Source organism: Streptomyces sp. NPDC045967, assembly GCF_056430495.1.
In genome coordinates this window covers 115,487-142,109 of sequence record NZ_JBWKLE010000009.1, presented here as the reverse complement: position 1 = coordinate 142,109, position 26,623 = coordinate 115,487, and the positions used below count along the sequence as shown (strand labels likewise).

The window sequence follows — 26,623 nt, the reverse complement described above, 5'->3', positions numbered from 1 at the left end:
GTCTACGCCTCGCAGCCTACGCGCGCCGCCCGGTGCTCGAGCACCCCAACGGCCGGGACGAGCGGAGGCCTCCGGTCCCGCCCCGAACGGAGCGGATCCTGCGACGCGGCGGAACGCGGAGGGCCCCGCACCGGTCACGGTGCGGGGCCCTCGGCTCACCGGCTCCGGCAGATCAGGTCCGCCGGCGCGGGATCACCAGGTGCCGGGCAGGGTCTGCCAGCTCAGGAAGCCGTTCTCGAAGCCTCCGTCGGCGCGGCCCTTGAAGGTGAACGCCCCCGTGGCGCCGTTGTAGTAGTTGTACATGGACAAGATGTCGTCACGGCCGTCCCCGTCGGAGTCGCCCGAGACCGGATAACCCGCGTTGCCGGCGTACCAGTTCCCCTCCTGGGTGTCCCAGCTGAGGAGCGCGCTGTCGACCGTGCCGTCCGGTTTGCCGAGCAGCGTGGACAGCGAGCCGCGGCCGTTGCCGTGGTCGTACATCAGGGCGGCGTCGGCGCGGCCGTCCCCGTTGTAGTCACCCGTGGTGAACTTGGTGCTCGCGTACGTCCACTGCTCCTTGGTCCGCGTCCAGGACTTGACCGGAGCGGCGAAGCCGCCGGCCGCCTGCGCCTGGAAGGTGAACATCGCCACGCCGCCGGCCGTATAGCCGTACAGCGCGAGGATGTCGTCGCGGCCGTCGCCGTTGGTGTCACCCACGCGGAAGGTGGCGTGGAAGATCCACCAGTTGCCGGCAGCCACCTTCCAGCTGGGGGCGGCCGGATTGAACGTCCCGTCGGCCTTGGCCGTCCAGGTGTGCAGTCCCGCCGAGCCGCTGCCGTAGTCGTAGACCATGGCGATGTCGGAGCGCTTGTCACCGTTGAAGTCGCCGGCGAGGAAGATGCCCAGCGACCAGTCGAAGGTCTTCGCGGGCACCGTCACGCCCTTGGCCGCGGTGAAGGTCCCGGTCGTGTTGGACGTGAAGGTCCACAGCGTGATGCTGCCGTCGCTGTAGCCGTAGGCGGCGGCTATGTCGGTGCGGCCGTCTCCGTTGAAGTCGCCGGTGACCCACTTGGAGCGTGCGTAGCCGAAGCCGCCCTTGGTGCTGGTCCAGCGGACCGTCGGCTCCTCGAAGCCCCCGTCGGGGCGGGCCTCGAGCACCCACAGCGCGGTGGTGTTGTCGCCGTAGTCGTAGGCGGTGGCGAGGTCGGTGCGACCGTCTCCGTTGAAGTCGCCGGAGAGGTCCGTGCGCAGGTGGGCGGTGCGGTCGCCGGGCTGGTGCTCGACGGTGGCGCCGGTGACGCTGTTGTGGCGGATGTAGCCCTTCTCGAAGTCCGCGCGGGGACCGCCCGCGACGTCGTACTCATCGGACGTCGGGTAGCCGAGGGTGCCCCTCTCGGCCTCCAGAGCCAGCCACTTGGTGCGGATCGAGCCGTGGACCGACCAGGCACCGGTGTTCTTGTGCCAGAAGATGGAGCCCGTCTCGCCCGTCTGGGAGCGCTGGCGGAAGTGGTTGTAACGGCCCGCCTTGTCGGCCGCTGTCTTCTCGTCCGTCACCGGGTAGCCGAGGTGGCTGGCCGGGCCGCCGAGGGAGACGTACTTGGCGTAGACGGAGCCGTGTACCGACCATGAGCCGGTGTCCTTCGAGTAGAAGATGCCGCCCTTGCCCCCGGAGGCGGAGTAGAAGGTGCTGAACCGGCCGTCGTCGAAGGTCTTCGTCTCGTCCGAGGTCGGGTAGCCGAGGATGCCCTTCTCCGCGCCCATGGCGATCCACTTCGCACGGATGGAGCCCCACAGAACCCAGGCGCCCGTGCTCGGGTGCCAGTAGATGGAGCCGTTGTCGGTGGTCTGGCCGATGCCGCGGATGTTGATGTAGCGGCCCACTCCGTCCGGGGCAACCAGGACGTCGGTGGACGGGTGGCCGAGCCCGGTGGTGCCGCCCTTGGCGAGGAACTTCGCCAGGATCGGACCGCACAGGGAGCGCGTGCCGGTGGCCGTGGAGCTGAACTGCTGGCACTCCGACCAGGAGGTGCCGCCCACGACCAGCTGCCGGCCGGCGCCGAAGGCGGAGCCGCCGGTCACGGCCCGGCCCGGGAACTCGGTGATCCGGCCGTCGCCGTCACGCGACCACAGGTCGGCGAAGCCGTCGCTCTCGAAGTCACCGTTGGACGCGAGGTGGGCGTACGCGGCGCCGGTGAAACCGCTGCCGATGGAGGAGGCGCGCACCGCCGGATCGGCGTAGACGGTCAGGTCCGTCACCGTGGGCGACGTCGGATCGGTGGTCTTCCGGCTTGTGTACTGGTGGATCTTGCCGGACACGGTGTCGCGGGCCCAGATCTCGGGAAGCGTGTCGGCGTTGAGGTCTCCCGGAGCCAGCAGGGTCATGTTCTTCCAGTCGGCGCCGCCGAGCAGGATGGGCTCGCTGACCGCGTCCAGGAAGCCGACTTGGGAGCCGAGGTACAGCCACAGCTGGTCACCGGCACGCACCAGCAGGTCCGCCTGGTCGGCCTCGGTTACCTTGCCGTCGCCGTCGTCGTCGTTGACGCTGCCAATGGAGAGGACCTGGTCGGCCTGCGACCAGTGGTCGTCCTGCTCGGGGTTGCCCACCTGCAGCTCCAGCCGGTCGCTGTCGGCATCCTCAAGGTCCCCGTCGGACCGGTTGGGGTAGACGTACAGGTTCTTGCGGGAGTTGTCCGGGCTCGGACGCAGGGCGATGAGGTCCTCGTAGTAGTCCGAGTTCCAGCTTCCGCGGTGGGTCAGCGAGGTGACGTCGGCGAAGGAGCCGCGTTCCAGTTGCTTGGACAGCGCGAACGAACCGTCGCCCTTGCCCGGGTGCATCCACAGCTGGCCGGAGCCGGGGTCGACGCTGTACATGTCGACACTGCCGTCACCGTTGAGGTCGCCCGGCTTGTCACGCGTCGGCAGGCGCTTGGCGTAGAACAGGTACTCCTTGAGGTCCGAGGGATTGTTCGAGGCGTCGACGCTCCGTACGAACAGGCGCTGCGGACCTGTCGTGCTCGGCGTGTACGGGATTTCGACGGAGGCGCCGGCTGTGGCCGCCCGCTTCTCGTTGACCTTGGGGTCGGAATCGGTCCACCAGCGGTAGGCGACGACGTCCTTCACTCCGTTGGCGCCCAACGTGAACGTGCCGGGGACCCGTACGAAGGGCACCTTGTCGAAGTCGTCGACGTTCTCGGGGAACTGGGCCGAAGTCACACTCGGGCGCCGGTCGGGACGGGTGCGGTCCAGGGTGAACTGGCACTGGGCGGCAAAGGGACCGGGCACCCCGACGTTGTCGAGGGTGCGGACCTTCCAGCGGTAGACGCCATCGAGGTTGGCGGCCGGGATCGCCAGCTGCGCGATGTTGCCGTTGGTGACCTTGATCTTGGTCACAACCGGGGCGGCGCCGTCCTTCCAGTAGTGGAACTCGGCGTAGAGGGTGTTGTCCTCCTTGTCCGTTGCCCGGGCGCGCAGGACGACGCGGTCGGTGATTCCGATGACGCCTCCGGCGCAGGGGACGGAGGGGTCCGTGGAGAGCTCGCGCGGCGCCGGGGGCTGGGTGTTGAACTTGATCGAGATGCGGGCGCTGTTCGGGTCCAGCTTGCGCCAGGAGACGTCGACGGTGTCCTTGGCGGCCTTCAGGCCGAAGGTCCAGGTCGGCCAGTGCCTCTTGGCGGCGGCCTCCACGGCCGACTTGACGTTCAGCTCGACGAGGTCCCCGTCCCCGGGGCAGTTGCGTCCGCCGTAGGACTGGCCCGTGGCGTCCACGAGCCGGGACCAGTCGGGCTGGTTGTTCCAGGTGGTGGCCTTGGAGATGGTGCCGGTGTCCCACACCTGGATGTCACCGGACTTGCAGCTCCAGGAGCCGGCCGACTTCTGCTTGATGCGCAGCGTGGACTCCAGAATCTGCTTGTCCCAGTAGTCCTTCATGCCGACCTGGAAGAAGGTCTTGGCGCAGATGACGGCGTTTCCGTTGGCGGCGTCCTTGGCGCAGCCGACGCGGGCGTCCTTGCTGAGGGTGCCGCCGTTCCAGTAGTTCGTGCCCGCCGAGGACGGGAAGGCGTTGTGCTTGTACGCGACTGTCCATGCCTGCTTCCAGGCGTCCCACGTCGGGTCGATGACCACCGGGTAGGCGGTGCCGGGCGCGGTCAGCAGCTTGCGGTCCGGCGTCAGTGTCAGCTTCTCGCCGTCGAGCCTGACACCCAGGTCCGCCTGCTTGCTGCCGTTGGTGATGCCGTCGACGGGGTCCGCGGGCGCGCCGCTGGAGGAGGCGGAGCGGGCGGAGCGCAGGAACTGCGTGCCGGGGGCGGCGGGGGCCGCCGCCGGGTTCTCGCCGCCGGCGTCCCACATCTGCGGCTTGGCTGCCCCGAAGACGGTCTGCCCGGCGGGGTCCACGGCGCGCAACTGGCCGTCGGACTCGGCGCGTACGGTGAGGCCCTCGGCCTTTATCCCGAAGTCGAGGGAGGCGAGCGCCGGGTTGGCCGCCGCCTCGCGGGTCTTGACGACCAGGGCGTGCGCGAAGCTGTCGACGTGCGCGGTGACGCGCAGGTCGACGCCTGGGAGCACCTCGGGGTAGACGGCGCTGTTCCCCGCGATCACGGGCTCGGGGAGCGGCTTCGGCCAGGAAAGAGAAACGTTTCTTCCGTTTTTGGTCATCACAGCGAGAGGCGCGTCACCACCGCCCGAGAAGGCCAGGCCGATATTGGTCGCCTTCGGCGTCAGCGTGCCGTTCTTCCCGCGCTGCAAGGTGGCGTCGGCGTTAACCAGCTTTCCGGCCTGCCGTACACGTACGGGCACCAGTGCGCGTTCCGCCGTCATCGTTCCGTCGGGATTCGCCCAGACCTCGTCGGTCTCGGTGCGCTGTCCGACGATCTCGACCGGCTTCCCGGTGCGCTTGGCGGCGTCGGCCGCCTTCATCGCCTCGTTCGCGGTCGCCGGCGTTTCCGATCCGGCGGTTTTCCCGCTGTCCCCCGCCGCGGCCGCGACCGGGGCGACCCCGATCAGACCCACGGCCAGGGCCAGCGTCGTGACCAGCGCCGACGCCTTGTGGCGGGGTGGCGGATCGGTGGCGCGCAGGCGCGCCAGAGGTGTTCTCACGAATGTTCCTTGGAGGTCGATCCGTGCGTCCGGGGAACGACTCCGCCGCACGCGCTTTTTCGGTCGCCAGAGTTTCTCACGAGAAAGGCGGAGCCGTGGAATATCTGGAATTCAGCATTCCGTTTCAGTGTACACTTATGCCCGATTTTCGACCTTTTTCATACGGCCGAATAAGGAAGACTCCAACTGTGCCAGCGTCGCGAAAACCGAAACTGTTACTTTCAGGGGAGTTGCTCGAAAGCGTGTATATTGAGGCACGCACGATCTGTCGCGGGATACAATTTGCGAAATATCCATCGATCCGCTAGGGCTGCGCGTCGCAGACGCGCATGGCGCTGGCCGATACCCCTTCTCGGCATCACCCTTCTGGCCACCGGTCTGTCCTCACCGCCCGCCTCCGCGGCACAGACGGCGAAGCCCGGCCTTCAGCGGCTCACCAAGGTCGGGGGCAAGCCGGTCACCGGCAAGCCCGCGCCCGCACCAGGTGAATCCCAGCGCAACAAGTGGACCGCCCCGCCCGAGGTGGCCTGGCCCGCGGCCGGTTCGGCCGAGGTCGAGATACCCGCGGCGCCCCCGGCCCCGGCGGGCCGGATGTTCGCCGCGCTCCCGGACGGCCCGTTCGCCCCGACGATCGCCAAGGCGCGCGCCGGCTCACTGCCGGTACGCGTCGCCTCCGGCGACGGCGCCGGGCCGCAGGCCGGAGCGCAGCGCCGCTCGGCACTGAGCGCGCCCTCGGCGGACGCGCCGCAGGCTCCGGCGGCCGGCTCCGGAGACAGGGTCAAGGTCAAGGTCGACCTGCACGGACGCGCCGCGGCGAGCAAGGCCGGCGTCCCCGGCGGCCTGCTGCTGTCGGTCAAGCGCACCGACCCCGGCCCGGCCGGCGCCCCGGTCTCCGTCGAGCTGGACTACAACGCCTTCAAAAACGCCTACGGCGGCAGCTGGGGTTCCCGGCTGCGTTTCACCGCGCTGCCCGCCTGCGCCCTGACCACGCCCGACCGGCCGGAGTGCCGCACCGGCACCCCCGTCACCGCCGCCAACGACCCCCGTACGGGCACGCTGACGGCGACGTTCGAGGCACCGGCGGCCGCCCCGGCGCAGCAGACCCGCTCCGGCGCGGCGGCCATGGCCGCGCCCGCCGCCGGACCCACCGGGTCCGCTACGGTGCTGGCGGCCGCGCCGAGCGCGGATGGCGCCAACGGCACCTTCAAGGCGACGTCGCTCAGCCCGACCGGTTCCTGGCAGGCCGGCGGCTCCGCCGGCGACTTCTCCTGGTCGTACCCGCTGGACATCCCGGCCTCCCTCGGCGGTCCGAGCCCCTCGCTGGCGCTCGGCTACTCCAGCGCCGCCGTCGACGGCCGGACCTCCGCCTCCGCACAGCAGACCTCCTGGGTCGGTGACGGATGGGACCTGGCCTCCAACTACATCGAGCGCTCCTACACGCCCTGCAGCCAGGACAAGAAGGCAGGCTCGGGGTTCAACAACCCCAAGGACGACACCGGCGACCTCTGCCACGGCGTCTCCACGGTCACCATGTCCCTCAACGGCGGCTCCACGCTGCTCGTGCGCAACGACAAGGACGGGGTCTGGCGCCCGGCGGAGGACGACGGCTCCCGCGTGGAACTGCGGACCGGCGCCGACAACGGTGACAAGAAGGGCGAGCACTGGATCGTCACCACCCCCCAGGGCGTCCAGTTCCACTTCGGCCTGAACAAGGTGCCCGGCTGGGCGGCGGGCAAGCCGCTGACCAACTCCGCCCTGCTAGTGCCGGTGTACGGCAACCAGCCCGGCGAGGACTGCTTCAAGGCCGGGGACTTCGCGAACTCCGTCTGCGATCAGGCCTACCGGTGGAACCTCGACTACGTCGTGGACCCGCGCGGCAACGCGATGACCTACTGGTACAACAAGGAGGTCAACCACTACGGCTCCAACTACAAGATCGCCGGTGGTTCCACCAACCGCGCCTACGACCGCGCCGGCTGGCTCGACCACATCTCCTACGGCCTGCGCAAGGACGACCTCTTCGCCGAGGCCCCGGCCCGGGTCGACTTCACCGTCGCCGAGCGCTGCCTGAAGACCAAGGACTTCGACTGCGCCGAGGGCAAGTTGAAGCCGGAGGTGGACTGGAACATCGCCAAGATGTGGCCGGACACCCCGGGCGACCAGCTGTGCGCCGCCAAAGAGGAGTGCAAGGCCCGGTTCACGCCTACCTTCTTCTCCCGCAAGCGGCTGACCGAGGTCACCACCTCCGTGTGGGACGGCACCGGACACAAGCCGGTCGACACCTGGAAGCTGACCCAGGACTTCCCGCAGACCGGTGACGGCACCGACTACCCGCTGTGGCTCGCGGCGATCCAGCACACCGGCCGCAACGACAAGACCGGCAAGGAGATCACGCTTCCGCCGGTCACCTTCCGTGGCAAGCAGCTGCCCAACCGTGTCGACGGCATGGGTGACGGCAAGCCGCCGTTCTACCGCTACCGCATCGAGGCGATCGACACCGAGACCGGTTCGACCGTGAACGTGCACTACCGCGACACGGAATGCAAGGCCAAGGATCCGAAGGTCCTGCCCAACGCCCCCGAGTCCAACACGCTGCGCTGCTTCCCGGTGATCTCCGAACTGCCGGACCCTGCCGACCCCAAGCGCGAGAAGAAGATCTACGTCACGGACTGGTTCCACAAGCACGTCGTGGACCAGGTGCAGGAGGAGGACCGCAACGGCAACTCGCCGCCGCGGGTCACCGAGTACCAGTACCTGGGCAAGCCGGCGTGGGCGTACGACGACGAGACCGAACTGATGCGGCCGGGCACCCGCACCTGGTCGCAGTGGCGCGGATACGAGCGGGTCCGCACGCTCATCGGCGCGGCCCCCGACAAGCGCTCCCAGACGGAGACGCTCTTCTTCCGTGGGCTCGACGGCGACCGCGCGACGCCCGCAGGCGGCAAGCGGACGGTCACGGTCAAGGACTCCGAGGGCAAGGAGCTGACCGACCGCCGGCTCTTCGCCGGCCAGACGCGTGAGGTCCTCGTCTACAACGGCGAAGGCGGCCCGCTGGAGGCAGCCACCACCTACACGCCGTGGCTGCACGGCCCGACCGCGACCCGCGCGCGGCCGGGGATCGAACCGCTGGAGGCGCACGTCCGGGGTACGACGAACGTCTCCTCCCGGATCCTGCTGTCGGACGGCCGCGGCTGGCGCCGCACCTCGCAGGAGACCGTCCTCGACGCCCGCGGCATGCCGCAGACGGTGTCCGACCGCGGCGACATCGCCGATCCCAAGGACGACAGCTGCACACGGTACGAGTACGAGTCGGACGAATCGCTGTGGATCATCGGTCGCGAGAAGCGGATCGAGACGGTCGGCAAGGCGTGTGACGCCAAGGACGTGAAGCGTCCGGAAGACGTCATGGCAGACGCCCGGCTCTTCTACGACGCCCTCGGCAACGTGACGCGTTCCGAGTCACTGTCGGGCTACACGAACGGGCAGCCGGTCTACACCGTCGACGGCTCGCTCACCTTCGACGCCTACGGACGCCCCAAGACGACCACCGACGTGTTCGGCAAGGTCAACAAGATCGACTACTCGCCGGCCTCGGGCCGGATCGTCACCAAGGTCGTCACCACCAACCCCCTCGGTCACACCGACACCACGGAGACCGACCTCGGCCGCGGTTCGATCCTGGCCAAGGAGGACACCAACGGCCGCCGCAGCGTCATGCAGTACGACGCCCTGGGCCGGCTGACCAAGGCATGGTCGCCCGACCGCGATCCCGCCACCAAGTCGCCGAACGCCGAGTTCGGTTACGACGTCCGCACCGACGGGCCGGTCGTCGTCTGGACGAAGAGCCTGCTCGACGACGGCACGTACCGCGGCAGCTACGAGATCTTCGACAGCAGTCTGCGGATCCGCCAGACGCAGATGGAGGCGCTCGGCGGCGGCCGGATCGTCTCCGACACCTTCTACAACAGCCTCGGCCAGGTGTGGAAGTCCAACGGCGGCTACTACACCGGCGGAACCGCCTCGGGCGCCCAGTGGGCCCCCAAGGACAACGAGGTCCCCGCCTCTACCCTGACCGAGTACGACGGCTCCGGCCGTCCGACCGCGCAGATCTCCCGCAAGTTCGGTCAGGAGACCTCGCGCACGACGACCCGCTACGGCGGCGACTCCATCACCGTCGATCCGCCGACGGGCGAGACCCCGACCGAGGCCTTCCTCGACGGCCAGGGCCGCAAGACCGAGCTGCGCCACTTCCGCTCCGACTCGCCGACCGGCGCGTACGACGCGACCCGCTACGCCTACGACCGGCGTGGCCAGCTGGAGAGCGTGGTCAACGCGGCTGGGGACACCTGGTCCTTCGGGTACGACATCCGCGGCCGCCAGACCACGGTCTCGGACCCCGAGAAGGGCACGACCACCAAGGTCTTCGGCAAGGGCGACCGGCTGGAGTCGGTCAAGGACGCGCGCGGCAAGGGCGTCGCGTTCGCGTACGACGAGCTGGGCCGCGTCACCTCCACGCACGAGGGCTCCCTTGCAGGCGCCAAGCTCAGCGAGGTCGTGTACGACACCCTGCCCGGAGCCGTCGGCCTGCCCGTGTCCTCGACGCGCTACGACAAGGGCAACGCCTACACCCACGCGGTGACCGGCTACGACCAGGGCTACCGGCCCACCGGTTCGAAGGTGACCATCCCCAAGTCCGAGGGGGCGCTGGCCGGTACGTACGAGTTCTCCACCGGCTACCGGCCCAACACCGGGCTGACCGCATGGACCCAGCAGCCCGCGGTGGGCGGTCTGCCCGCCGAGCGCGTGACCATGGCCTACAACCACTTCGAGCTCCCCACCGTTATGGGTGTGGCGGGCAAGACGTTCGTGGGCAAGGTCGACTACTCACCGATGGGCGATGTGCTGCGGACGGAGACCGGCGCCGCCGGCTCCCAGCTGTACACCACCAACTTCTTCGACGAGCAGACCCGGCGTCTGGTCCGTACGGTCAACGACCGGGAGAAGGCACCGGGGCGGATCAACGACACCTCGTACGAGTACGACCAGGCCGGCAACATCCTCAAGATCAAGGACAAGGAGGGTCCGGAGGCCTCGGCGGTCACCGACACCCAGTGCTTCGCCTACGACTACATGCGCCGCATGAGCGACGCCTGGACGTCGACGGACGACTGCGCAGCCAAACCGGACGCCGCGGGCCCCGGCTCCGCGCCGAAGGTCGGCGGTCCGGTTCCGTACTGGACCTCCTACGGCTACGACGTGGCCGGCAACCGCACGAGGGAGGTGCAGCACTCGGCCACGGGTGACCTCACCAAGGACGTCATCCGCACCTACGCCTACGGCACCCCGGGCAAGCCCGGCGCGAACCGACTCCAGAGGGTGGACACCGCGGGACCGGGCGGCAGCCGCAGCGACTCCTTCACGTACGACGAGGTCGGCAACACCCGGACCCGGACCGTCCAGGGCAGCACTCAGCAGCTGGAGTGGGACACCGAAGGCCACCTGGCCAAGGTGACCGAGGGCTCGAAGACCACCGAGTTCGTCTACGACGTCAACGGCAACCGGCTGATCAAGCGCGACCCGTCGGGTACGACGCTCTACCTGCCCGGCACCGAGGTCAAGGAGAAGGCCTCCGGGGCAGTGGAGGCCACCCGCTACTACGCTCACACCAGCGGGCCGACGATGGTGCGCACCGCCAAAGACGGTGCGGTCTCGACGTCCTACCTGATGGCCGACAACAACGGCACGGCGACCACCGCCGTGGACGCAGCCACCCAGGCGGTGACCCGCCGCAAGTTCACTCCCTTCGGTGAGGCGCGCGGCGCGGCCCCGGCGGTGTGGCCCGGCAAGAAGGGTTACGTCGGCGGGGAGACGGACGAGTCCACCGGCCTCGTGCACCTGGGGGCCCGGGAATACGACCCGGCCAACGGGCGGTTCCTGTCGGTCGACCCGATCGTCGACTACAGCGAGGCGAAGCAGCAGAACCCGTACGCCTACGCCAACAACTCGCCGGTCACCTTCTCGGACCCCTCCGGCATGGCCATCGCGCCGCCGGTGATGCCGATCAAGGACTTCACCGACGCCGAGCTGGCCTGGGCGAACTGGGCGAAGGGCCGCAGCGCGCTCGACGTCGCGCTGGACGTCGCCGTGGGCATTCTGAAGGACGCCTCCGGATACAACGACATCAAGGCCTGCCTCGGCGGGGACTGGGGTGCCTGCGCCGGTCTCGCCTTCGAAGCGGCACTGCCTTTCGCCGGAAAGGCCAAGCGCATCCTCAGCGCCCTCAACCGGGCATGGGACGCCTTCAACAGCTGGATGAGCAAGCTGTCCCTGGCGAGGGACATCATCGCGCGGGCCGAGCGCTACCAGCGGGCGATGGCGAAGTACGCCGAGGATCTGGCCGAATGGAAGCGCCAGATCGAGGAGGCGGCCGAACGGGCCCGAAAACTGGAGGAGGAGGCGGCCGCGGCCCGCAGAGCGGCACAGGAGCGGGCCGCCGCGGCCAGAAAGGCGGAGGAGGCCAAGGCGACCGCCGCTCGGCAGGCGAAGGAAGCCGCGTCCCGCGCGAAGAAGGCGGACAAGCACGGCAAGGCATCCAAGGCCGCGGCGCCGAAGAAGGCGGCCAAGAAGGAGACCAGCGGCGGCGCGGGCTCCTGCAAGGTCCGCAACAGCTTCACGCCCGGCACCGAGGTCGTGATGGCCGACGGCTCCACCAAGCCGATCGAGGACGTCGAGATCGGTGAGGAGGTCCTCGCGACCGACCCCCAGACCGGGGTCACCGAGGCCGAGCCGGTCTCGGCCCGGATCACCGGCGACGGCGAGAAGAACCTGGTCCGGATCACCGTCGACACCGACGGGGACCGGGGCGAGGCGTCGGAGGTCATCACCGCCACCGACCTGCACCCGTTCTGGGTGCCGGACGCGGGCCGGTGGGTCAACGCCGGCGATCTCAAGGCCGGCCAGTGGCTCCACACGGCCGCGGGCACCTGGGTCCAGGTCACCGCCGTCAAGGCGTGGACGCAGCAGCAGCGGGTCCACAACCTGACCGTGACCGACACGCACACCTACTACGTGCGCGCGGGCGCCGCCTCGGTGCTCGTGCACAACTGCGGTGGGCTGAAGGACTACAACGACGACGATCTGCGGGCCGCGGCGCTCAAGGAGATCCCGCCGAAGAACGGCAAGCCCTTCCAGTACGACTATCACATGACCGAAGCGGGACGAGCGCTGCAGAAGCACACCGATCCGGTGAAGCGCACCGCCGACCACATCAAGAAGTACGTGCCTTTCCTCAAGGGAGCCAACCGCCTCACCGACAAGCGCGCCCTCAACGACGGAGGCGAGGTCCTGCTGGAGGAAATCCTGGGAAGCCCTACGGCCACCAGGACCTACGAGCCGTCCACCGCCCACTACGGTGGGGAAGTTCTCGACATCGTCGAGAAGTCCACCGGACGCGGCGGGCGCTGGAGCATGCAGGGCGGCAGACTCAAGTTCGAGGGATGGCTATGAGAGGTTTCACCGTCGGAGGACGGGAGTACGCTGCGCTCATCGTGCTGGGCAGCGACGAGTTCGACGCCATGGAAGTGGTGGAGCTGGCCGACGGCAGGCGCGCCGGACTTCTGCTGGAGTTCCGGATGGACGACAGCTCAGCCCGGCTGAGCTACGCCGCTCCGGAGGTCCCCATCCCGCTCCTGCGGGCCGCCGTGGAGATCTTCCGGGAGGAGTTCCTGGAGCCCAGAAGAGCAGCGGGCCTGCCGCTGCCGCCCTGGTAGGAGCCGAGGCAGGCTGATACGAACAGGAGCCCTGCCGGACACCGTCCGGCAGGGCTCCTGCATCGAGCGCCGGCCCGCTGCGAGGGCACCGCTGAGACAGCGGCGCCCTCGACGACGTGACGAGAGGATCAGACGCGCACCGTGTACCAAGCGCCGAGACCATTGCATCCGCGTGCGTCATAGGTGGTGCTGCGGTAGCCGGCCGGGATGGGCGAGTAGGGGCAGGTCCAGATGCCGTGGCGGACGAGCTGGTGGAACCAGGCACCGATGCCGCTGCAGCCGGTTCGGTCGTAGCCGGTGGTCACGTACCCCGCGACGACCGGCGAGCCCGCGCAGGTCCAGATTCCGTCACGCGCGAGTCGGTGGAACCACGCCCCGATGCCGCTGCAGCCGGTTCGGTCGTAGCTGGTGATGACGTACCCGGTCACGATCGGCGAGCCCGCGCAGGTCCAAATTCCGTCGCGGACGGGGACCTGGAGCCAGGAGCCCGCGCCGTTACAGCCGCTGCGGTCGAAGGCGCTGATGACGTAGCCGTCCGGAACGGGTGTTCCGGGGCAGGTCCAGCCGCCTGCTGCGGCCTGCGACTCGCTGGCCGCGGCGCTTGCCGTACCGGCGACGGTCCCGGCGAGGACGACGGTCACAACGAGCGCGACCGCTCCTGCAATTGCGGTGACCCTGTTTCGGAATGCCTTCAAGGCCGTCATCGTCGCGGAGTTCCACGAACTGTGCACGCGGTGAAATACCCGGTTCAATTCACACCATCCTTATGGGCGCCACATTGATTTATCTCGCGGCCAAGAGGACCTGGCAACGGGACGAGGGTCACACTAGTTGTTCGCCGCGTGAAGAAAAGGTGCAAATACTGAAAAGATAAAACTTGACCTGAAACACACAGGGCGGCACGCCAGTACGTTGGGAAAAACTCGCGTGCCGCAGACCTGGCCCGCTCGGTGTGAGCGTGTGAGCTGGGAGAACGCACACTGAGGGGTCTGCGTCGAGGTGTAAGGCTCGACGGCGACTTTCAGACGAGTACACCGTCAGGCCCTGTCCTGCGCACGGCGCCACTCCCCCTGGCTGGGCCGGGGTCTTCGCAACAAGTCGTCGCACGAATCGGGTTGATCAACGCGTTCCGGGCCGGTCGGCCCCGGGACCGGCACGTGCAGCGGCGGCGCACGGGAAATGCCGGTTCACGTGACCACAGCAGCCGGCCTTCCGGTCTTCCGACCGTCCGGTTCTCCGGCCTTCCGGTCTTCCGTGAATGCCGCCGGCTCGCCTCCTCGCCGAATTCCAGGGCAGCACGGCAGCACGGCGCCCGCATCGACGATGCCCGGGAACAGGTTCCGCGGGAAGCGGGGAAGGGCAGCGGGAAAGGACAGGCCGGTCAATTCTCTTCTCCGGCGGCTGCGCTCGCCGTCACATCGGGCCCAGTCGGTGGAAGCCGGGGCAACGGGTGCACGCAATAGGGCGAGCGGTACGACGTCCGAGACCCTGCGGCGGCGCACCTGCTGTCGCTCGAGCGGATGACAGGGTGCCTGCGGATCCGGGGCCGGGAGCTACGCGATGACGATGACGTCTCCCCCGGTCCCTTCTCCCGCCGATCTACGGGGTCCAGCCGCCCAGCCAGTCCGAGACCTCCTGGGATGCGGCTTGGGTGTCCGTCAGGTGGGGCCGGTCGGTGCTCTTCGGGCCGGCGCCCGGGCCGGTGTTCATGTACTCGGCGAAACGGTCGGCCTTCCAGGAGAAGCCGCCCATGTCGGTCCAGGGCGTGCGCTTGATCGCGGCGCTGAGGTCGGAATTGCGGACGGTGGCCTGGGGATCGGCCGTCTTGTCGCCACCGGGATGCCAGTTCCGGCCGAGGTGGAAGGAGGACGCGGCCACATCGCCGTTGATCGTGGAGCGGTTGATGAGGATGCCGTTGCGGCCGGCCGCGGTGCTCGGGGCGGTGATGTAGCCGGCCGAGGTACCGTTCCAGCGCTTCTTGAGGGTGATGACCGACTGGTCGATCACGGCGGTGGCACGGCCGAAGATGAAGTCGACGTTGCCGACGACGTAGGAGTTGGTGACGTAGACGCGTCCGGGCTTGTCCGGCGCCGCCGTTTCCATCTCCAGGGTGTCCTGGTCGCCGGTCACGATGACGCCGTCCAGCACGATCTTGTCCGCGGCCGTGAGCAGGGCGACTGCCTGGTGGCCGTTCAGGGACTGGTTCGCGGCCTCGTCGAAGTCGTTGGAGACGCTGAGGTTGCGGAGCTGGGAGTCGTCCGAGCGGACGGCGACGGTGGCGCTGCCCGGTGTGCCGTACGTGCCCGAACCGTCCGGCTTGCGCATGCCGGCCGCGTTGCCGTACACGATCACCGTGTCCTTGCGGCTGGCGCCCGAGCCCTGGATGGTGATGTGCGGCTTGCTCGCCGGAATGTCCACCGTCTCGCGATACGTGCCCGGCTTGACCGAGATGACCACCCGGGAGGGATTCCCGACGGGTACGGCGTCCACCGCGGCCTGGACCGTCTTGTACGTGCCGGATCCGTCCTTGGCCACGGTGAGGGTGGTCGCGGCGGCGGAGGAGGTCGTCGCCCTGCCGATGGCGGGGCGCGGGCCGGCGCCGGACTTCACCTTCGAGGGGACGTCGGCGGCCGCGTCGAGGGTGTAGCGGTAGTAGGCCGTGGGGTCGAAGGCCGTGCCACCGCTCTCGTTGCGGCCGGTGGTGTCCGCGAAGACGTTGCCGCGCTGCACGAGGGCGGCCGTGTCGTCCTTGATGACCGGGTTGTTCATCCCCTCGAAGTAGCTGTTCTCCAGCACCATTTTCGTCCCGCCGCGCGCGTAGTTGCCGTAGGAGGAGGTGATGGCCGAGTCAGGGTCGTCCTGCAGGAAGTTGTTGTAGAGGTGTGCGTGCGCCACGTTGTCCGTCGACGGGTTGCGCTGTTCGGTCTCGTGGAACCAGTTGTGGTGGATCGTGATGTCGGCGGTGACATGGTCCGTCCAGCCGATGCCGAAGGCCTTGTTCTCGTTCTTCAACTGGTTCCAGGACACCGTCAGGTAGGTGGTGTCCTTGCGGCTGTCGATCAGTCCGTCGGCCATGTTGCGCAGGTTGTTGTGGTCGATCCACACGTGGTGGGCACCGTCCATCTGGATGGCGTCCCAGTCGTGGTCCTTGTCGTTCCACGTGCCGGCGTACGAGTCACGGATCGTCAGGTTTCTGATGATCACGTTGTGGACGCCCTGGCCCAGGAAGAACCCTCCGCCGACGATGTGTCCCGAGGTGCCTGCGCCCACGATGGTCTTGTCCGAGGCGACCATGATCTCCTTGCCCTTGGGGTTCATGGTGATCGTGCCCGCCACGACGATGACGTACGGCTGCGGGGCGGTCGCGTACTTCTCCAGGTCGGCCAGGGTCTTCACGCTGACAATCGCGCCGTCCCGCCCGCCGTAGGTGCCGTTCTGTCCCAGCGCGTTGACCGAGGCGAAGCCGTCCGCGACCTCACGGGCCCAGGCCGGGCCCGTGGTGGCGGCCGCGGCCTTCGGCCGGGCGGCCTCGCCGAACATTCCGAAGGCTCCGCCGTACGACATGCCCACTGCGGTGACCGTGGCCAACGGGATGCCGGTTATCAGGCCGAGTCTGCGCCTGCGGTGCCGTGCCTTGGGCTGCGTGGTTTCCATTGTTCACTGTCCTTGGGGGGGGATGGATGTGCGGTGTACACCAACCAGTTGCCACCGCAGGTGGAAAGGTTGCCGCGTGTCCGGAGCCCGACGCCTGCTACCGCCCGCACGGCGCCGGCCGCCCGCACGGATCTGTCCCGGCCCCTACCCCGTGGGGCTGGCCAAGACCGCACCCGACTCCGCTGCGCCCACCGATCTGGGCCGTATGGATGTGGTGCTGCTGTCGCACGACGAGCATGACGACGCCCCCCGACGCCCTCGACGCCCTCGACGCCTCGGGCAGCCCCCTGCTCGCCGATGTCCCCCTTCTGACCCTGACCACGCCCCGTGGCGCGGGCAGGCCGGGCGGTGCCGCACGCCCGCTGAAGGACCGGGAGACCAGCGGCTTGGACCGTCCCGGTGGCGGCACGATCACCGTCACCGGTCTCCCCGCCCTGCACGGCCCGGGGGGCACGCGAGGACCTCGACCGGTACGGCGTTGCCGCACGCGCCGGCGTCTCCCTCTCCACCTGGCGCCGTCTGCACCACGCCGGCACTTGCGAGGCCTGCGCTGTCACCCTCCAGGCTTCCTGGCAAGAGCGTAGGCCACCCGTATGTCGTCCGCGCCGGCTCCTCTCAAAACGTTCACTCGTCCTTCCGGTCACACGGTTCGGGAGAGCGGGGGGCGACGTGGTGCCAGCCGGCGACCCATCAGGCGGTGAGCAGGATGGCCACTCCAGCGGTGGCCATGGCGGTACCGGTTCCGGCCGCCGTTGCGATCGTGCCGAGGCAGACGGCCCCCACGCCCTGCAAAGTCATGCTGCCGGAGTGGAGCAGGCCGAACGCCTGGCCCTGGGTCTGTTCGGGCAGCGAGTCCAGGAAGGCCCTTTGCAGACCCAGGCCATGGGCGAATCCGATGCCCGCAACCAGCAGCAGGACTGCGCTCGCCGGTGCCCCGGGCGCGGTGGCGAAGGCCACCAGGGGCAGGCCCATCACCGCGATCAGCGGTGCCACGAGCCGTTCCCGGATCGGTGGTTGAAGCAACCGGCCGCCGGCCAGGTCGCCCAGCAGCATGCCGATGGGCAAGCAGGCCATGAGCAGGGCGTAGGCACCGGGAGCAAAGTGGCGTTGGCCGGCATAGGTGATGAGCAGCCCCTCGACGCCCGCCGTGAGCGCCACCGGCAGCCACTGCGCCAGAAGGAGCCGCCGCCGACCGCGGGCGCGCAGCAGTCTGCCGACCCCCTGGTACTGGCCGCGCCGGATGCCGTCGAGCGCATCGCTGCCACGCTGGACCGCGCCTGGCACGAGCTGCTGGCCTCCGACTGGCCGCAGCTGCGCGCCATCTGCGAAAGGGACGTCATCCACCGCGTCGGCGTGATCGGCGAACGCGGCTGGGAGGCAGCGATCGCAGAACTGCACCCCAGCGTTGACTGGCGTGACGGCGCGATCGAGCTCAGCGCCACCAGCGGCGGTGCCGTAGGGCTGGCCGGAGAAGGTCTGCTGCTCATCCCCTCGGTCTTCGTCTGGCCGAACGTGGCCGCACACACCGATGCCCCCTGGCCCAAGACGCTGATCTACCCCGCCCGGGGCACCGCCGCACTGTGGGAAACAGCAGAAGCCCCTGACGAGGGCGCCGCCCTTGGCGCACTGCTCGGCCGCACCCGCGCCCGACTGCTCGTCGCCCTGCACACTCCCGCCAGCACCAGCCAGCTGGCACGCGAACTCGGCCTGGCAACCGGCGCGGTCGGCGACCACCTCGCCGTGCTGCACAAAGCGGGCCTGCTCAGCCGTGCCCGATCAGGACGGTCAGTGCTGTACCGCCGCACCCCCTTGGGGGACCTGCTCACCAGCACCGAGACAGCCGCCACGCCGGTTGACCGATGACACGTGGCGCCACTGACCGCCCTACACCGGCGCCGCCGCGGCAGCGCCTGGAGCTGCCATAGCTCGGCAGCGAACACCACCACCGCCGCATCGAGACCCCGGCAGCCCCTTGGGCGCGGGGACACGGAATGTCGTGGCGGCCCGGTGGTACTGCGGCACCGGGCCTCACCCGCGCACGCCATATCGGCGCGGGCTGCAACAGACCCGCCCACCCCTCCCTGGCCCCCACCCGGGCCCCCGCAGGTTCGTTCCGTGCAGTGCGCGCCAACCACGTAGGACGATGCGGTTTCGCGGTGGATGCCTGCTGCGCGTGGTCGACCCGGTCGACGCCACCTACCGGCGGAAGGTGAACCGGCAGCTCACCGTCCAGGAGTCCCGCCACAAGCTCGCCCTGGAAACCTGATACGGCGAGCGCGGGCGGATCCTGCGGGCGTATCGGACGGGGCAGGAGGACCAGCTCGGCGCATCGGCCTGTCCTCAACGCCGCCGCGCTCTGGACGACCCGCTATCTCGACGCCACAACCCGGAGCGGTCGGGGTGGGTGGACGAAGAACACGGCGCCGAGGAGTGGGCCGGGCCGTCGAGCCGGCTGGTCAGCCGTTCACCGCAGGGCTGAGCCCGGAACCGGGGGCGTGCATCGGAAGCATCAGCGCCGAGTCGGCGTGGATCGTGATGCGCACCGGTGTGAAGGTGGTGGCGTCCACCGGCGACTCCCCGTTGCCGGGATTGCGGGCATAGCGCGGATGGGCGCCTCCGCTGATCTGCCAGCGTATCCGGTGGCCGACGGCAAATCTGTGGGCGCTCGAGCTCATCGGCACGGTGATCTGCGACGGCTCCTGCCCGTCCGTCCGCAGTCGGCCCAGCCCGTCACAGATGTTGACGGAGCGGCCTTGTGGGTCCACGTCGCACAGGCGGGTGAAGACGTCGGCATGACCGGTGTCCGTGGAGATACTCAACCGTGCCGAGACCGGCCCGAGGATGTTCACGGGCTCGGTCAGCGGGGGGCCGGTGAACGTCAGGACGTCTTCCCGGGCCTCCAGGCTGCTGTTGTCGCGAGGACCGGCGGTACGGGAGAGCAGAGGACCGCCGAGGGACGGGGTGGGCTCTCCCGGGTCGTAGCGGAACGACGCCAGTGGTGCGGAGTCCGTGGGAGCCTGCCGGGTGAGATGCCCCTGCTTGGTGGGGAACCAGGGGCCGACGGCAGTGGTCGGCGGCCAGTCGTCGAGGTCCCGCCAGGTGTTTTCGCCGCCGATGTGCACGCGCACCCTTGTGGGACGCATGCTGGAGCGGTCGGCGTACAGGTGGGCGCGCAGCCAGGCGAGGCTCTCGGTAAAGACCTCCGGCCATCCCTGTTGCAGGGCGGATGTGTGGGTCCAGGGGCCGACGAGCAGGGCGGTGTCGCATCCGGCCTGACGCAACCGGTCGTACTGCTCGAAGGTCTGGTCGGCCAGCACGTCGTGCCATCCGGTGATCAGGCTCGTGGGCACGCTGAGCCGCTCCGCCGCCCGCGCCAGGGACGCGCCGTGCCAGTACGCGTCCGTGGCATCCGGGTGTGTCATCACGTCGTCCAGCCAGGGGACTTCGCCCCCGAGAGCCGAGGCGTACGCCCCGCGCAGCGGCTGCGCGGTGGTGACATCACGAAGGCGGCGTCGCAGGCGCAGAGTCGCCCTCAGGAACGGTGCCGTGCCCTGGTGCTGGTGGGTCATGCCTACGCCGACGGCGAGGGCGGTCTCCAGGTGTAGTGCACCATGCGCGTGGAACAGGGCGTGGGGATCGTGCAGGCCCACCTGCACCACCATTGCCTTCAGTTCCGACGGCGGGTCCACGGCGAGGGCCCATTGCACGTACCCCAGATAGCTCGGGCCGAGGGTGCCCAGTGTGCCGTTGAACCAGGGCTGCTCGCGCAGCCAGGACACCGTGGCCTGGCCGTCGGCGGCCTCGTTGCGCCACAGGTCGAACGCACCCCCGGAACCGCCGGTGCCGCGGCAGCTCTGCACGACGACGTGAAAGCCCTGCTCGGCGAAGAGCAGGCCGTACATGGGGGACCACGGCAGGCCCCTTCCGTACGGCGAGCGCACCAGGAGGGTGGGGAAGTCGCCCTCGGCGCGCGGAAAGTAGTGGTCCGTGATCAGCGGGCTGCCGTCGCCGGCCGGCACCGGCAGCCCCGGCTCCCACCCGACATCGTGCTGTTTGGCCGGGAGGCCGCGCCAGGTCGCCCTCATGAGCCGTGCGGCCAGTGGCGGTTTACCGGAAGGCCGTGCCCAGGTCGGCCTCGATGCAGAACCGTGCGTGCGTGACGTCATCGTCCCCTCCTCTATTTCCGTACGATGTACCAGAATAGAGGATGCTTGACTGAGATCCGCAAGGGCAACCGATCAAGGAAAGGAGCATGACCATGCCGCGTGACAGAGAGGCCGGCGCCCCAGGTGTCGACCCTCAACGGCTCTGGCTGACCACTGACCAGCCGCGGAGGGGTCGCAAGCCTGCCTACAGCCGGGAGGCGATCACCGCGGCGGCCGTCGCGCTGGCGGACGCCGAGGGACTCGAAGCGGTCACCATGCGGAGAGTCGCCGCACAGGTCGGAGCCGGCGTCATGTCGCTCTACAGCTACGCCCCCGACAAAGAGACGCTGCTCAACCTGATGGTCGACCACGTCAGCGGCGAACTGCCGACCACGAACACTCCCACCGGCGACTGGCGCGCCGACATGAAGGCCATCGCCCACCTCCAGCGCACGCACATGCTGCGACACCCCTGGCTGCCCGCCGCCTTGTCTGCTCGACGCATCCCCGGACCCAACACCCTGGCCTTCCTGGAACACGCGCTCGCCGCCCTGCGGCCTACTGGACTGGACGGTACGGCGAAGCTGGAGATCTTCGCCCAACTCACAGCATTCGTGGCCGGGCACGTCGCCCACGAAATCACGCAGGCCGCGGCCGCGCAGTGCCCCGACCGAGCCGCAGCCGAAGCCCGTTACCTCGCCACTCTCGCCTCGGACGGCCGCCACCCGGAACTCGCCGAAGCCCTCGCCGCCCCCGGGCGCCCCCTCACACCCGAAGCCACCTTCACCCGGTTCCTCAACCGCCTGATCGACGGCCTCGACACCGACCACTGAGGTTCGCCCGGATCCACCCCTGCGGGCAGGACGCGCAGCCGCGGGCCCGGGCGGGGGCGGGGGCTTGTCGTCGGCCTCAGTTGGGGATGGTGCAGTTGGGGTCGGGGGCGCGGCCCGCGGGCCAGGCGATGCCGTCGAAGACGGCGGACTTGGTCGTCGCGTCGAGGTGGACGATGGAGACGGGCTTGTTGTACGGGTTGCCGTACTGGTCGAGGCAGATCCAGCCGCTGGCGCCCTCGACCCGGTTGTTGCCGTGCAGCCGCAGCCAGCTGTCGGCGACCTCGGAGAGGGACGGCATTTTCACGTCGCCCACGGCGTCGTTGCGGATGCCCGCGATGGCGGTGGAGACCGCGTCGTAGGTGATGATGACGCGGCCGTCGGAGAGGTCGGCGGGGCCGATCGAGTCGGGCTCCTTGGTGCCGAGCTTCTGGACCAGTTCGGTCAGCTCCTTCATGGCCGCCTTGGAGCCGCCGGTCAGCGTCGTGCTTCGTTCTCCCCAGGCTTCGGGATGGGCCAGACCCGGGTAGCGCAGGGTGATGCCGGCGCCATTGGTGAGGGCGCCCCAGTGGTCGGCGAACTTCTCGTCGACCGTCAGGGTGGAGGCGTGCGAGCCACTGATGACGGTGTAGGGCTTGTTGCAGTTGCGCTTGCTCAACTCCACAAGGAAAAGGCGCAGCTGCACCGGACGACCGGCGAAGTAGATGGTCTTCGCGTCGGAGGAGCAGATGTCCGGAACCATCTGGTGGAAGTCGTTGGCGAGGTTGCCCTCGTCGTTGAAGTCGGGTGGCGAGCGGAAGGTCTCCGGGGCGTTGGGCGCGCCCTTGGCCAGTTCCTCGAAGGTTCGGCGCAGGCTGGCCAGGTAGTTGTCGCCCTGGCGGATGTCCTCGACCACCAGCGCCTCTGAGGGCTTTGTGTCCGACCCGTACGAGGCCAGGGCGTCGGCCTGGTCGGTGTTGCCGGGGGCTATCCGGGCCAGGCCCGGGTAGCGGTGCGGGTCGGCTGCGGTGTTCTTGATGTCGTCCGCCGTCATGGGGCCCGCGACGACCGGGATCCCCTTGTCCTTCGTGAGGTAGCGGACGGCCTCTTCGGTCTCGGTGATGCTGATGTTGATGCCGGCGACGGCGCGCAGGTTCTGCTTCGTGTCGGCCGCGGCCCGCGCGAGCTGGTCGGCGACGGTACGCCACTCCTTGTAATTCCGGCCGGGGTTGGCGAGCACCAACCGGATGGGCGGCTGCTTGCCGTTGGCCTGGTGGTTGGCGCGGTATTGCGCCAGATAGGCACCCTGCACCTGCTCGGCGTACTCCCGCTGCTCCGCTTGATTGTCGGAGATCATGGGGATCATCAGGGCGATCGTGGCGGGCGACTTCCCGGCGACGCTGTCGTTCTCCGCCTTGATGCGGTCGGTGACCTGCTTCAGCGACGGGGTGAACACGTAGCCGCCGTCGGTGACGCCGACGCACTCGTGCCGGGGGCCTCGCTTCGCCACGCCGGGGGCGCAGGCCTGGTCCTCGGCCAGCCACCGGTCGTAGGAAACGTAGCCGCCGGTTCCCAGGACGACGGCGACGGCGGCGATCAGCAGGGCGCGGTTCAGCGGTCCGGCGGGCCAGAGTGTCATGGGCGGGGTTCTCCGTAGGTCGGCAGATCGGGTGCCTGGATCCAGCGGTTCAGCAGGTGGGGCCACTCCTCGTATGCCTGGTAGAAGACCTCCTGGGGGCCGACGTTGCTGTTCTGGGCCAGGGTGAGCAGCTGCAGCCGGACCGTGTTGACCTTCCTCGGGTCGGGCTGCGCGAGGGGGTGCGACTGCCGCCACAGGTTGAGGACGAGGAGCTGTACGGCCTGGCGCACCGGGTCGTTGTCGGCCGTTACCCGGTCTTCCCTGCGGTCCCCCGCCGGGACGGCCGGGTGCTGCGGCGGATGCGGTGCGGCGCAGACCAGGTTGAGGGTGGCGAGCCACCCCGGCGCGTCCTGCTCGGCCAGGCCGTGGTGCAGGGCGCGCACGACGACACCGGTGTCGCCGATCGCAAGCGAGTGGTGCAGGTAGCAGGCATTGCGCGGGTCGGCGGCGCCCGGCGCGTACAGGAGGCGCAGCCGCCGGTGGCTGTCCCGCCAGTTCCCGCCCCCGGGCGCCGCGCCGGTGCGGGTGCGGAGGTCGTGCACGAGCAAGGCCCGCAGGGTGGGATCACCGACGAAGGGCCCACCGGTGCCCGGCCAGGGGTGATGCCTCCAGCACTCCCTCCGCAACAGGCGCTTGGTCTCCGCCACCGGCACTCTGGCGGTCGCCCCCACGGGCTGTCCGTCGGCGTCGTGCGGCACGTGGTAGGCGTCGAGCGCGTGGGCAGCCGCGTCGTCGAGCGCCGGGGTGTAGGAGGCGAGGCGGGCTCTGGCCTCCCCGTCGGGGACCAGGAGCCGGAGCAGCCGTTCGTAGACGGGTAGCGTCGGCCCGTCGTCGAGCGGGAGCTCGAGCGGCAGGTCGAGCAGCGCGTCGTGGTCGAAGGGTTGATGGAGGCCGAGCTTCTGCCGGACGGACAGCACCAGGGCGTGGGTTATCCCGGCGCGCCCGGCGCCGAGCCGGTGGATCACGTGGGCGGTGCCGGGCTCCGGCCGGTCGTCACCGAACATCTCCTTGACCTCGTCGAGGTCGAGCTGTGCCATCGGCAGTTTCAGCACCCAGCCGGCCGCCGTCTGCGGCCGGTCCTGCCGCCAGTACGGTCCCCCGGCACTCCTCGTCGACGGGGCGGTGCCCTCGGGGTCGAGCACGGCGGGCTCCTGGGCGAGGGCCGCCGCGACGACGCCGGGGTGCGTCCGCGTGGGCTCGTCGTGCCATGCGCGGGTCAGGGCGTCCAGGACCGTCACGCCCAGCGGAGTGTGGACGTTGTCCAGGAGCAGCAGCGGGCGCGGCACCCGGTTCTTCAGGCGCATCCAGGTGTAGTGGTCGGCCATGTCCTCCAGGAGGGCGGCCACCAAGTGGTGCTCCGCCCGCCGCCGGTCACCCCCGTCACCGCGGAAACACATGGCGAGATCGGTCAACTGGGCGTGTCCGTCCCCCTGGGGGCCCACCCGACGGCCGGCCCACCAGCCCAGGCCCTGCCTGTTGGCGCGCGGGCCGAGCAGTTCGGTGGTGACGATGTCGGTGAGCGGCCCGACGAGTTCGCTCACCCCGGGGCCGAGCCCCGCTGCGGCGGTGACGCCCTGGGTGGCCTGGCGGATCCAACCCGACACCCGCTGGTTGCGCGCCTGGAGGTCGGGCTGGCTCTCCCGTAACAGCCCCGCGAGGCGGCGACGGGCGGCCTGCAACTCGGCGGGCTGGACGTCCTCGGACTGCCAGCTGGTGACCGCGAGCAGCCCCTGGGTGAGCCGGGGGAAGGACAACTTCCCGGCGAACCCGTTCGGCTTCCGGCTCAACCCGTCCATCAGGTAGAAGAGCAGATCCGAGGTGCGCGAGGCGTTCGCCGTGGTCTCGTCGGCCAGGGAGGCGAGCCCCGGCTGGCCGAAGTCAGCCGCCCCGAGGTCGGCGTACGCCTGCGGTATGCGCTGCGCGTACCGGTTCGAGAGCTCCTTCAGCAGCGCCGTCTTGCCGGTGAGCCGCCCGCCGCCGCACTCGATCAGCAGTGGACGCCCGCTCGGTATGCGCAGCCGGGCGGCCCCCTGCGACTCGAGCCCCACCAATGAAGGCACGACGGCATCGAGCACCGCCGCCCGTCCGTACAGCGTCACCGTGACCCCCCAGTCATGCGGCTCAATGGTGCACCGCCGCCACATGGAAAGGAGCGTAAGGGGACGGCTACACGTCGCCACCGACATTCCACGAAGCCGCACCTCTCGGTTACGGTTTCGTGACCCCCAGTCGGCGGAACACGCCTTTGGTCCCTTGTGTCGCCTCTGCGAGCCCTGGGGGACCCCCGTACAGAGCCGGAGACCCAGGCACGGGCCATCTGGCGACAGGTGTGGCGGGCGCAGGGACAGCGGTGCAGCGCAGCGGTCCGGGCCTTTCAGCGTCGGATTGACGAAGCCGAAGCGCATCTCGACGAGCTCTAGGCAGGCACAGCACACCGGCACCACCAAGGCGCCCTCGGTACGTGGCACGGCCTGGACATCGGAGCCGCACACGACAGTGTGCGAGCCGAGGTCACCGCAATCATCGCGCCGGTCCAGCACGTTGCCCCGCTCCGGAAGTGAACCGGTGTCATGTCGTGCGCTGCAGTGTCAGCGGGCCCGACTGGTAGGGCCACAGGCCGTAGTAGCCGCCGACCTAGGTGTTGCGTCGCTGGGAGGGGACCGCAAGTTGCAAGGATCGAGGATGAACGCCTGATCGGAGCTGGTCGGAGCTGCCCTCCGGCCCCCAGGGGGCCCGACGCCGAAGCTGAACCAGGTTGAGCCAGGTCTCCGGATTCGGCTCCACGGACGCGGCACGAACCGAATACCGCCCTGGCTCCAGTTCCACCCGCAGATGGTTCTCTGGCTCCACCTCGGCACCAGGCCAAGCCGAGTCGAACAAGACCGCTGGCCCCGGCACGTCCCAAAGTTGCTCAGGCTCCCAGGCGGCATCAGCGAGCGCGGCAGCAACGCTGCCGAGAAGTTCCTCCTCCGATTCGGCGGCGCACCACCGCACGAAGAGGCCGTGCTCCGGAAGGAAAGACGTCGAGGCGGGGTCATCACCGAGGATCAGGGCCTGCGACTGCCCGACCGTCAAGAGGCCGGCATACCCGCCGACGCCGCAGGCTCTGTCGTAGTCCGTTTCAGACTCGTCGCTGTCTGCGCCGGACCACGAAGACAGGACCACTTCGGGCACGACGATCAACGGCCCACCACCGGACTCCACCCACTCGACCGCACCTGGATCTGCATACCTCGCCATGCGAGGAAGCTACAGGCCGTCGGTGACAACGGTCATGGCCCGGCGACACCTGCGTGTCCCGGCACACGCACGGGCCTGATCGTTTGACATCCAACCCAGTCACTCCCAGGTCAGGACACCGCAACGGACCAACGTGACCAGCAAGGGACAGCCAGACCGGCAGTGCCTCTCGAACTGCTTCCGAGCCCTACGCCGTTCCTGGGATCGCGACTTCACCGATCCCCGGCTCGCCGCACCGCCGGCCCCAGGCCGACCGTCGCCCGACGGGTCCGGACATGGGGCGACGGACGCCAC

General features: G+C 69.4%; 11 protein-coding genes and 3 pseudogenes. 6 read left to right on the top strand and 8 right to left on the bottom strand.

What is annotated here, in order from left to right:
- Positions 1-192: 192 nt before the first annotated feature.
- Entirely contained in the window at positions 193-5,073 is a 4,881-nt protein-coding gene (locus AC07FY_RS19490) for an FG-GAP-like repeat-containing protein (protein WP_479007780.1), read from the bottom strand.
- Between the two features lie 522 nt (positions 5,074-5,595).
- Between AC07FY_RS19490 and AC07FY_RS19485 the strand changes: the two genes are divergently transcribed.
- Both AC07FY_RS19485 and AC07FY_RS19480 read left to right on the top strand, forming a co-directional pair.
- A complete protein-coding gene (locus AC07FY_RS19485; RefSeq protein WP_479007778.1) occupies positions 5,596-12,579 on the top strand; it encodes a polymorphic toxin-type HINT domain-containing protein in 6,984 nt (2,327 codons plus the stop codon).
- Positions 12,570-12,842 (top strand): hypothetical protein, encoded by a 273-nt coding sequence (locus tag AC07FY_RS19480; protein ID WP_479007776.1) that lies wholly within the window; start codon positions 12,570-12,572, stop codon positions 12,840-12,842. The genes AC07FY_RS19485 and AC07FY_RS19480 overlap by 10 nt, the downstream gene beginning before the upstream one ends.
- A 128-nt stretch (positions 12,843-12,970) precedes the next feature.
- Here the strand turns inward: AC07FY_RS19480 and AC07FY_RS19475 are convergent, their stop codons facing one another.
- Positions 12,971-13,537 (bottom strand): hypothetical protein, encoded by a 567-nt coding sequence (locus tag AC07FY_RS19475; protein ID WP_479007774.1) that lies wholly within the window; start codon positions 13,535-13,537, stop codon positions 12,971-12,973.
- 904 nt (positions 13,538-14,441) lie between these two features.
- Complete coding sequence (locus tag AC07FY_RS19470) at positions 14,442-16,496, bottom strand: pectinesterase family protein (RefSeq protein ID WP_479007772.1); 2,055 nt, start codon at positions 16,494-16,496, stop codon at positions 14,442-14,444.
- A gap of 22 nt (positions 16,497-16,518) precedes the next feature.
- Between AC07FY_RS19470 and AC07FY_RS19465 the strand changes: the two are divergent.
- Positions 16,519-16,948: pseudogene (locus AC07FY_RS19465) on the top strand (MBL fold metallo-hydrolase); the annotation flags it as partial.
- Positions 16,949-17,186: 238 nt separating this feature from the next.
- On the opposite strand, the gene AC07FY_RS19460 reads toward AC07FY_RS19465, so the two are convergent.
- Positions 17,187-17,570, bottom strand: coding sequence for a hypothetical protein (locus tag AC07FY_RS19460; RefSeq protein WP_479007770.1), 384 nt, complete (start codon positions 17,568-17,570; stop codon positions 17,187-17,189).
- A 27-nt stretch (positions 17,571-17,597) separates the two neighbouring features.
- Here AC07FY_RS19460 and AC07FY_RS19455 point away from each other — a divergent pair, with 27 nt between their 5' ends.
- Positions 17,598-18,359 (top strand): ArsR/SmtB family transcription factor, encoded by a 762-nt coding sequence (locus AC07FY_RS19455; RefSeq protein ID WP_479007768.1) that lies wholly within the window; start codon positions 17,598-17,600, stop codon positions 18,357-18,359.
- 301 nt (positions 18,360-18,660) lie between these two features.
- A pseudogene (locus AC07FY_RS19450) lies at positions 18,661-18,877 on the top strand (Tn3 family transposase); the annotation flags it as partial.
- A gap of 75 nt (positions 18,878-18,952) precedes the next feature.
- On the opposite strand, the gene AC07FY_RS19445 reads toward AC07FY_RS19450, so the two are convergent.
- The gene (locus AC07FY_RS19445; protein ID WP_479007766.1) at positions 18,953-20,581 is read right to left on the bottom strand and encodes a CocE/NonD family hydrolase; all 1,629 of its coding nucleotides are present in this window, start codon (positions 20,579-20,581) and stop codon (positions 18,953-18,955) included.
- A gap of 173 nt (positions 20,582-20,754) precedes the next feature.
- Here AC07FY_RS19445 and AC07FY_RS19440 point away from each other — a divergent pair, with 173 nt between their 5' ends.
- Entirely contained in the window at positions 20,755-21,474 is a 720-nt protein-coding gene (locus AC07FY_RS19440) for a TetR/AcrR family transcriptional regulator C-terminal domain-containing protein (RefSeq protein WP_479007764.1), read from the top strand.
- Between the two features lie 76 nt (positions 21,475-21,550).
- Here AC07FY_RS19440 and AC07FY_RS19435 read toward each other — a convergent pair whose 3' ends face one another.
- The 3 genes and pseudogenes from AC07FY_RS19435 to AC07FY_RS19425 form a co-directional block, all read right to left on the bottom strand.
- Complete coding sequence (locus tag AC07FY_RS19435; protein ID WP_479007762.1) at positions 21,551-23,089, bottom strand: ABC transporter substrate-binding protein; 1,539 nt, start codon at positions 23,087-23,089, stop codon at positions 21,551-21,553.
- Positions 23,086-25,188 carry a hypothetical protein gene (locus tag AC07FY_RS19430; protein ID WP_479007760.1) on the bottom strand — a complete coding sequence of 701 codons (2,103 nt, stop codon included), beginning with the start codon at positions 25,186-25,188 and terminating at the stop codon, positions 23,086-23,088. Before AC07FY_RS19430 ends, AC07FY_RS19435 begins: the two co-directional genes overlap by 4 nt.
- Before the next feature lie 637 nt (positions 25,189-25,825).
- Positions 25,826-26,329, bottom strand: a pseudogene (locus AC07FY_RS19425) (immunity 21 family protein); the annotation flags it as partial.
- Positions 26,330-26,623: the final 294 nt, after the last annotated feature.

Excerpts from the sequence above, each read along its gene's own strand:
- AC07FY_RS19480 (WP_479007776.1), top strand. The coding sequence starts at position 12,570 with ATGGCTATGAGAGGTTTCACCGTCGGAGGACGGGAGTACGCTGCGCTC.
- AC07FY_RS19470 (WP_479007772.1), bottom strand. The coding sequence starts at position 16,496 with ATGGAAACCACGCAGCCCAAGGCACGGCACCGCAGGCGCAGACTCGGC.
- AC07FY_RS19460 (WP_479007770.1), bottom strand. The coding sequence starts at position 17,570 with ATGGCCTGCTTGCCCATCGGCATGCTGCTGGGCGACCTGGCCGGCGGC.
- AC07FY_RS19445 (WP_479007766.1), bottom strand. The coding sequence starts at position 20,581 with ATGAGGGCGACCTGGCGCGGCCTCCCGGCCAAACAGCACGATGTCGGG.
- AC07FY_RS19440 (WP_479007764.1), top strand. The coding sequence starts at position 20,755 with ATGCCGCGTGACAGAGAGGCCGGCGCCCCAGGTGTCGACCCTCAACGG.
- AC07FY_RS19435 (WP_479007762.1), bottom strand. The coding sequence starts at position 23,089 with ATGACACTCTGGCCCGCCGGACCGCTGAACCGCGCCCTGCTGATCGCC.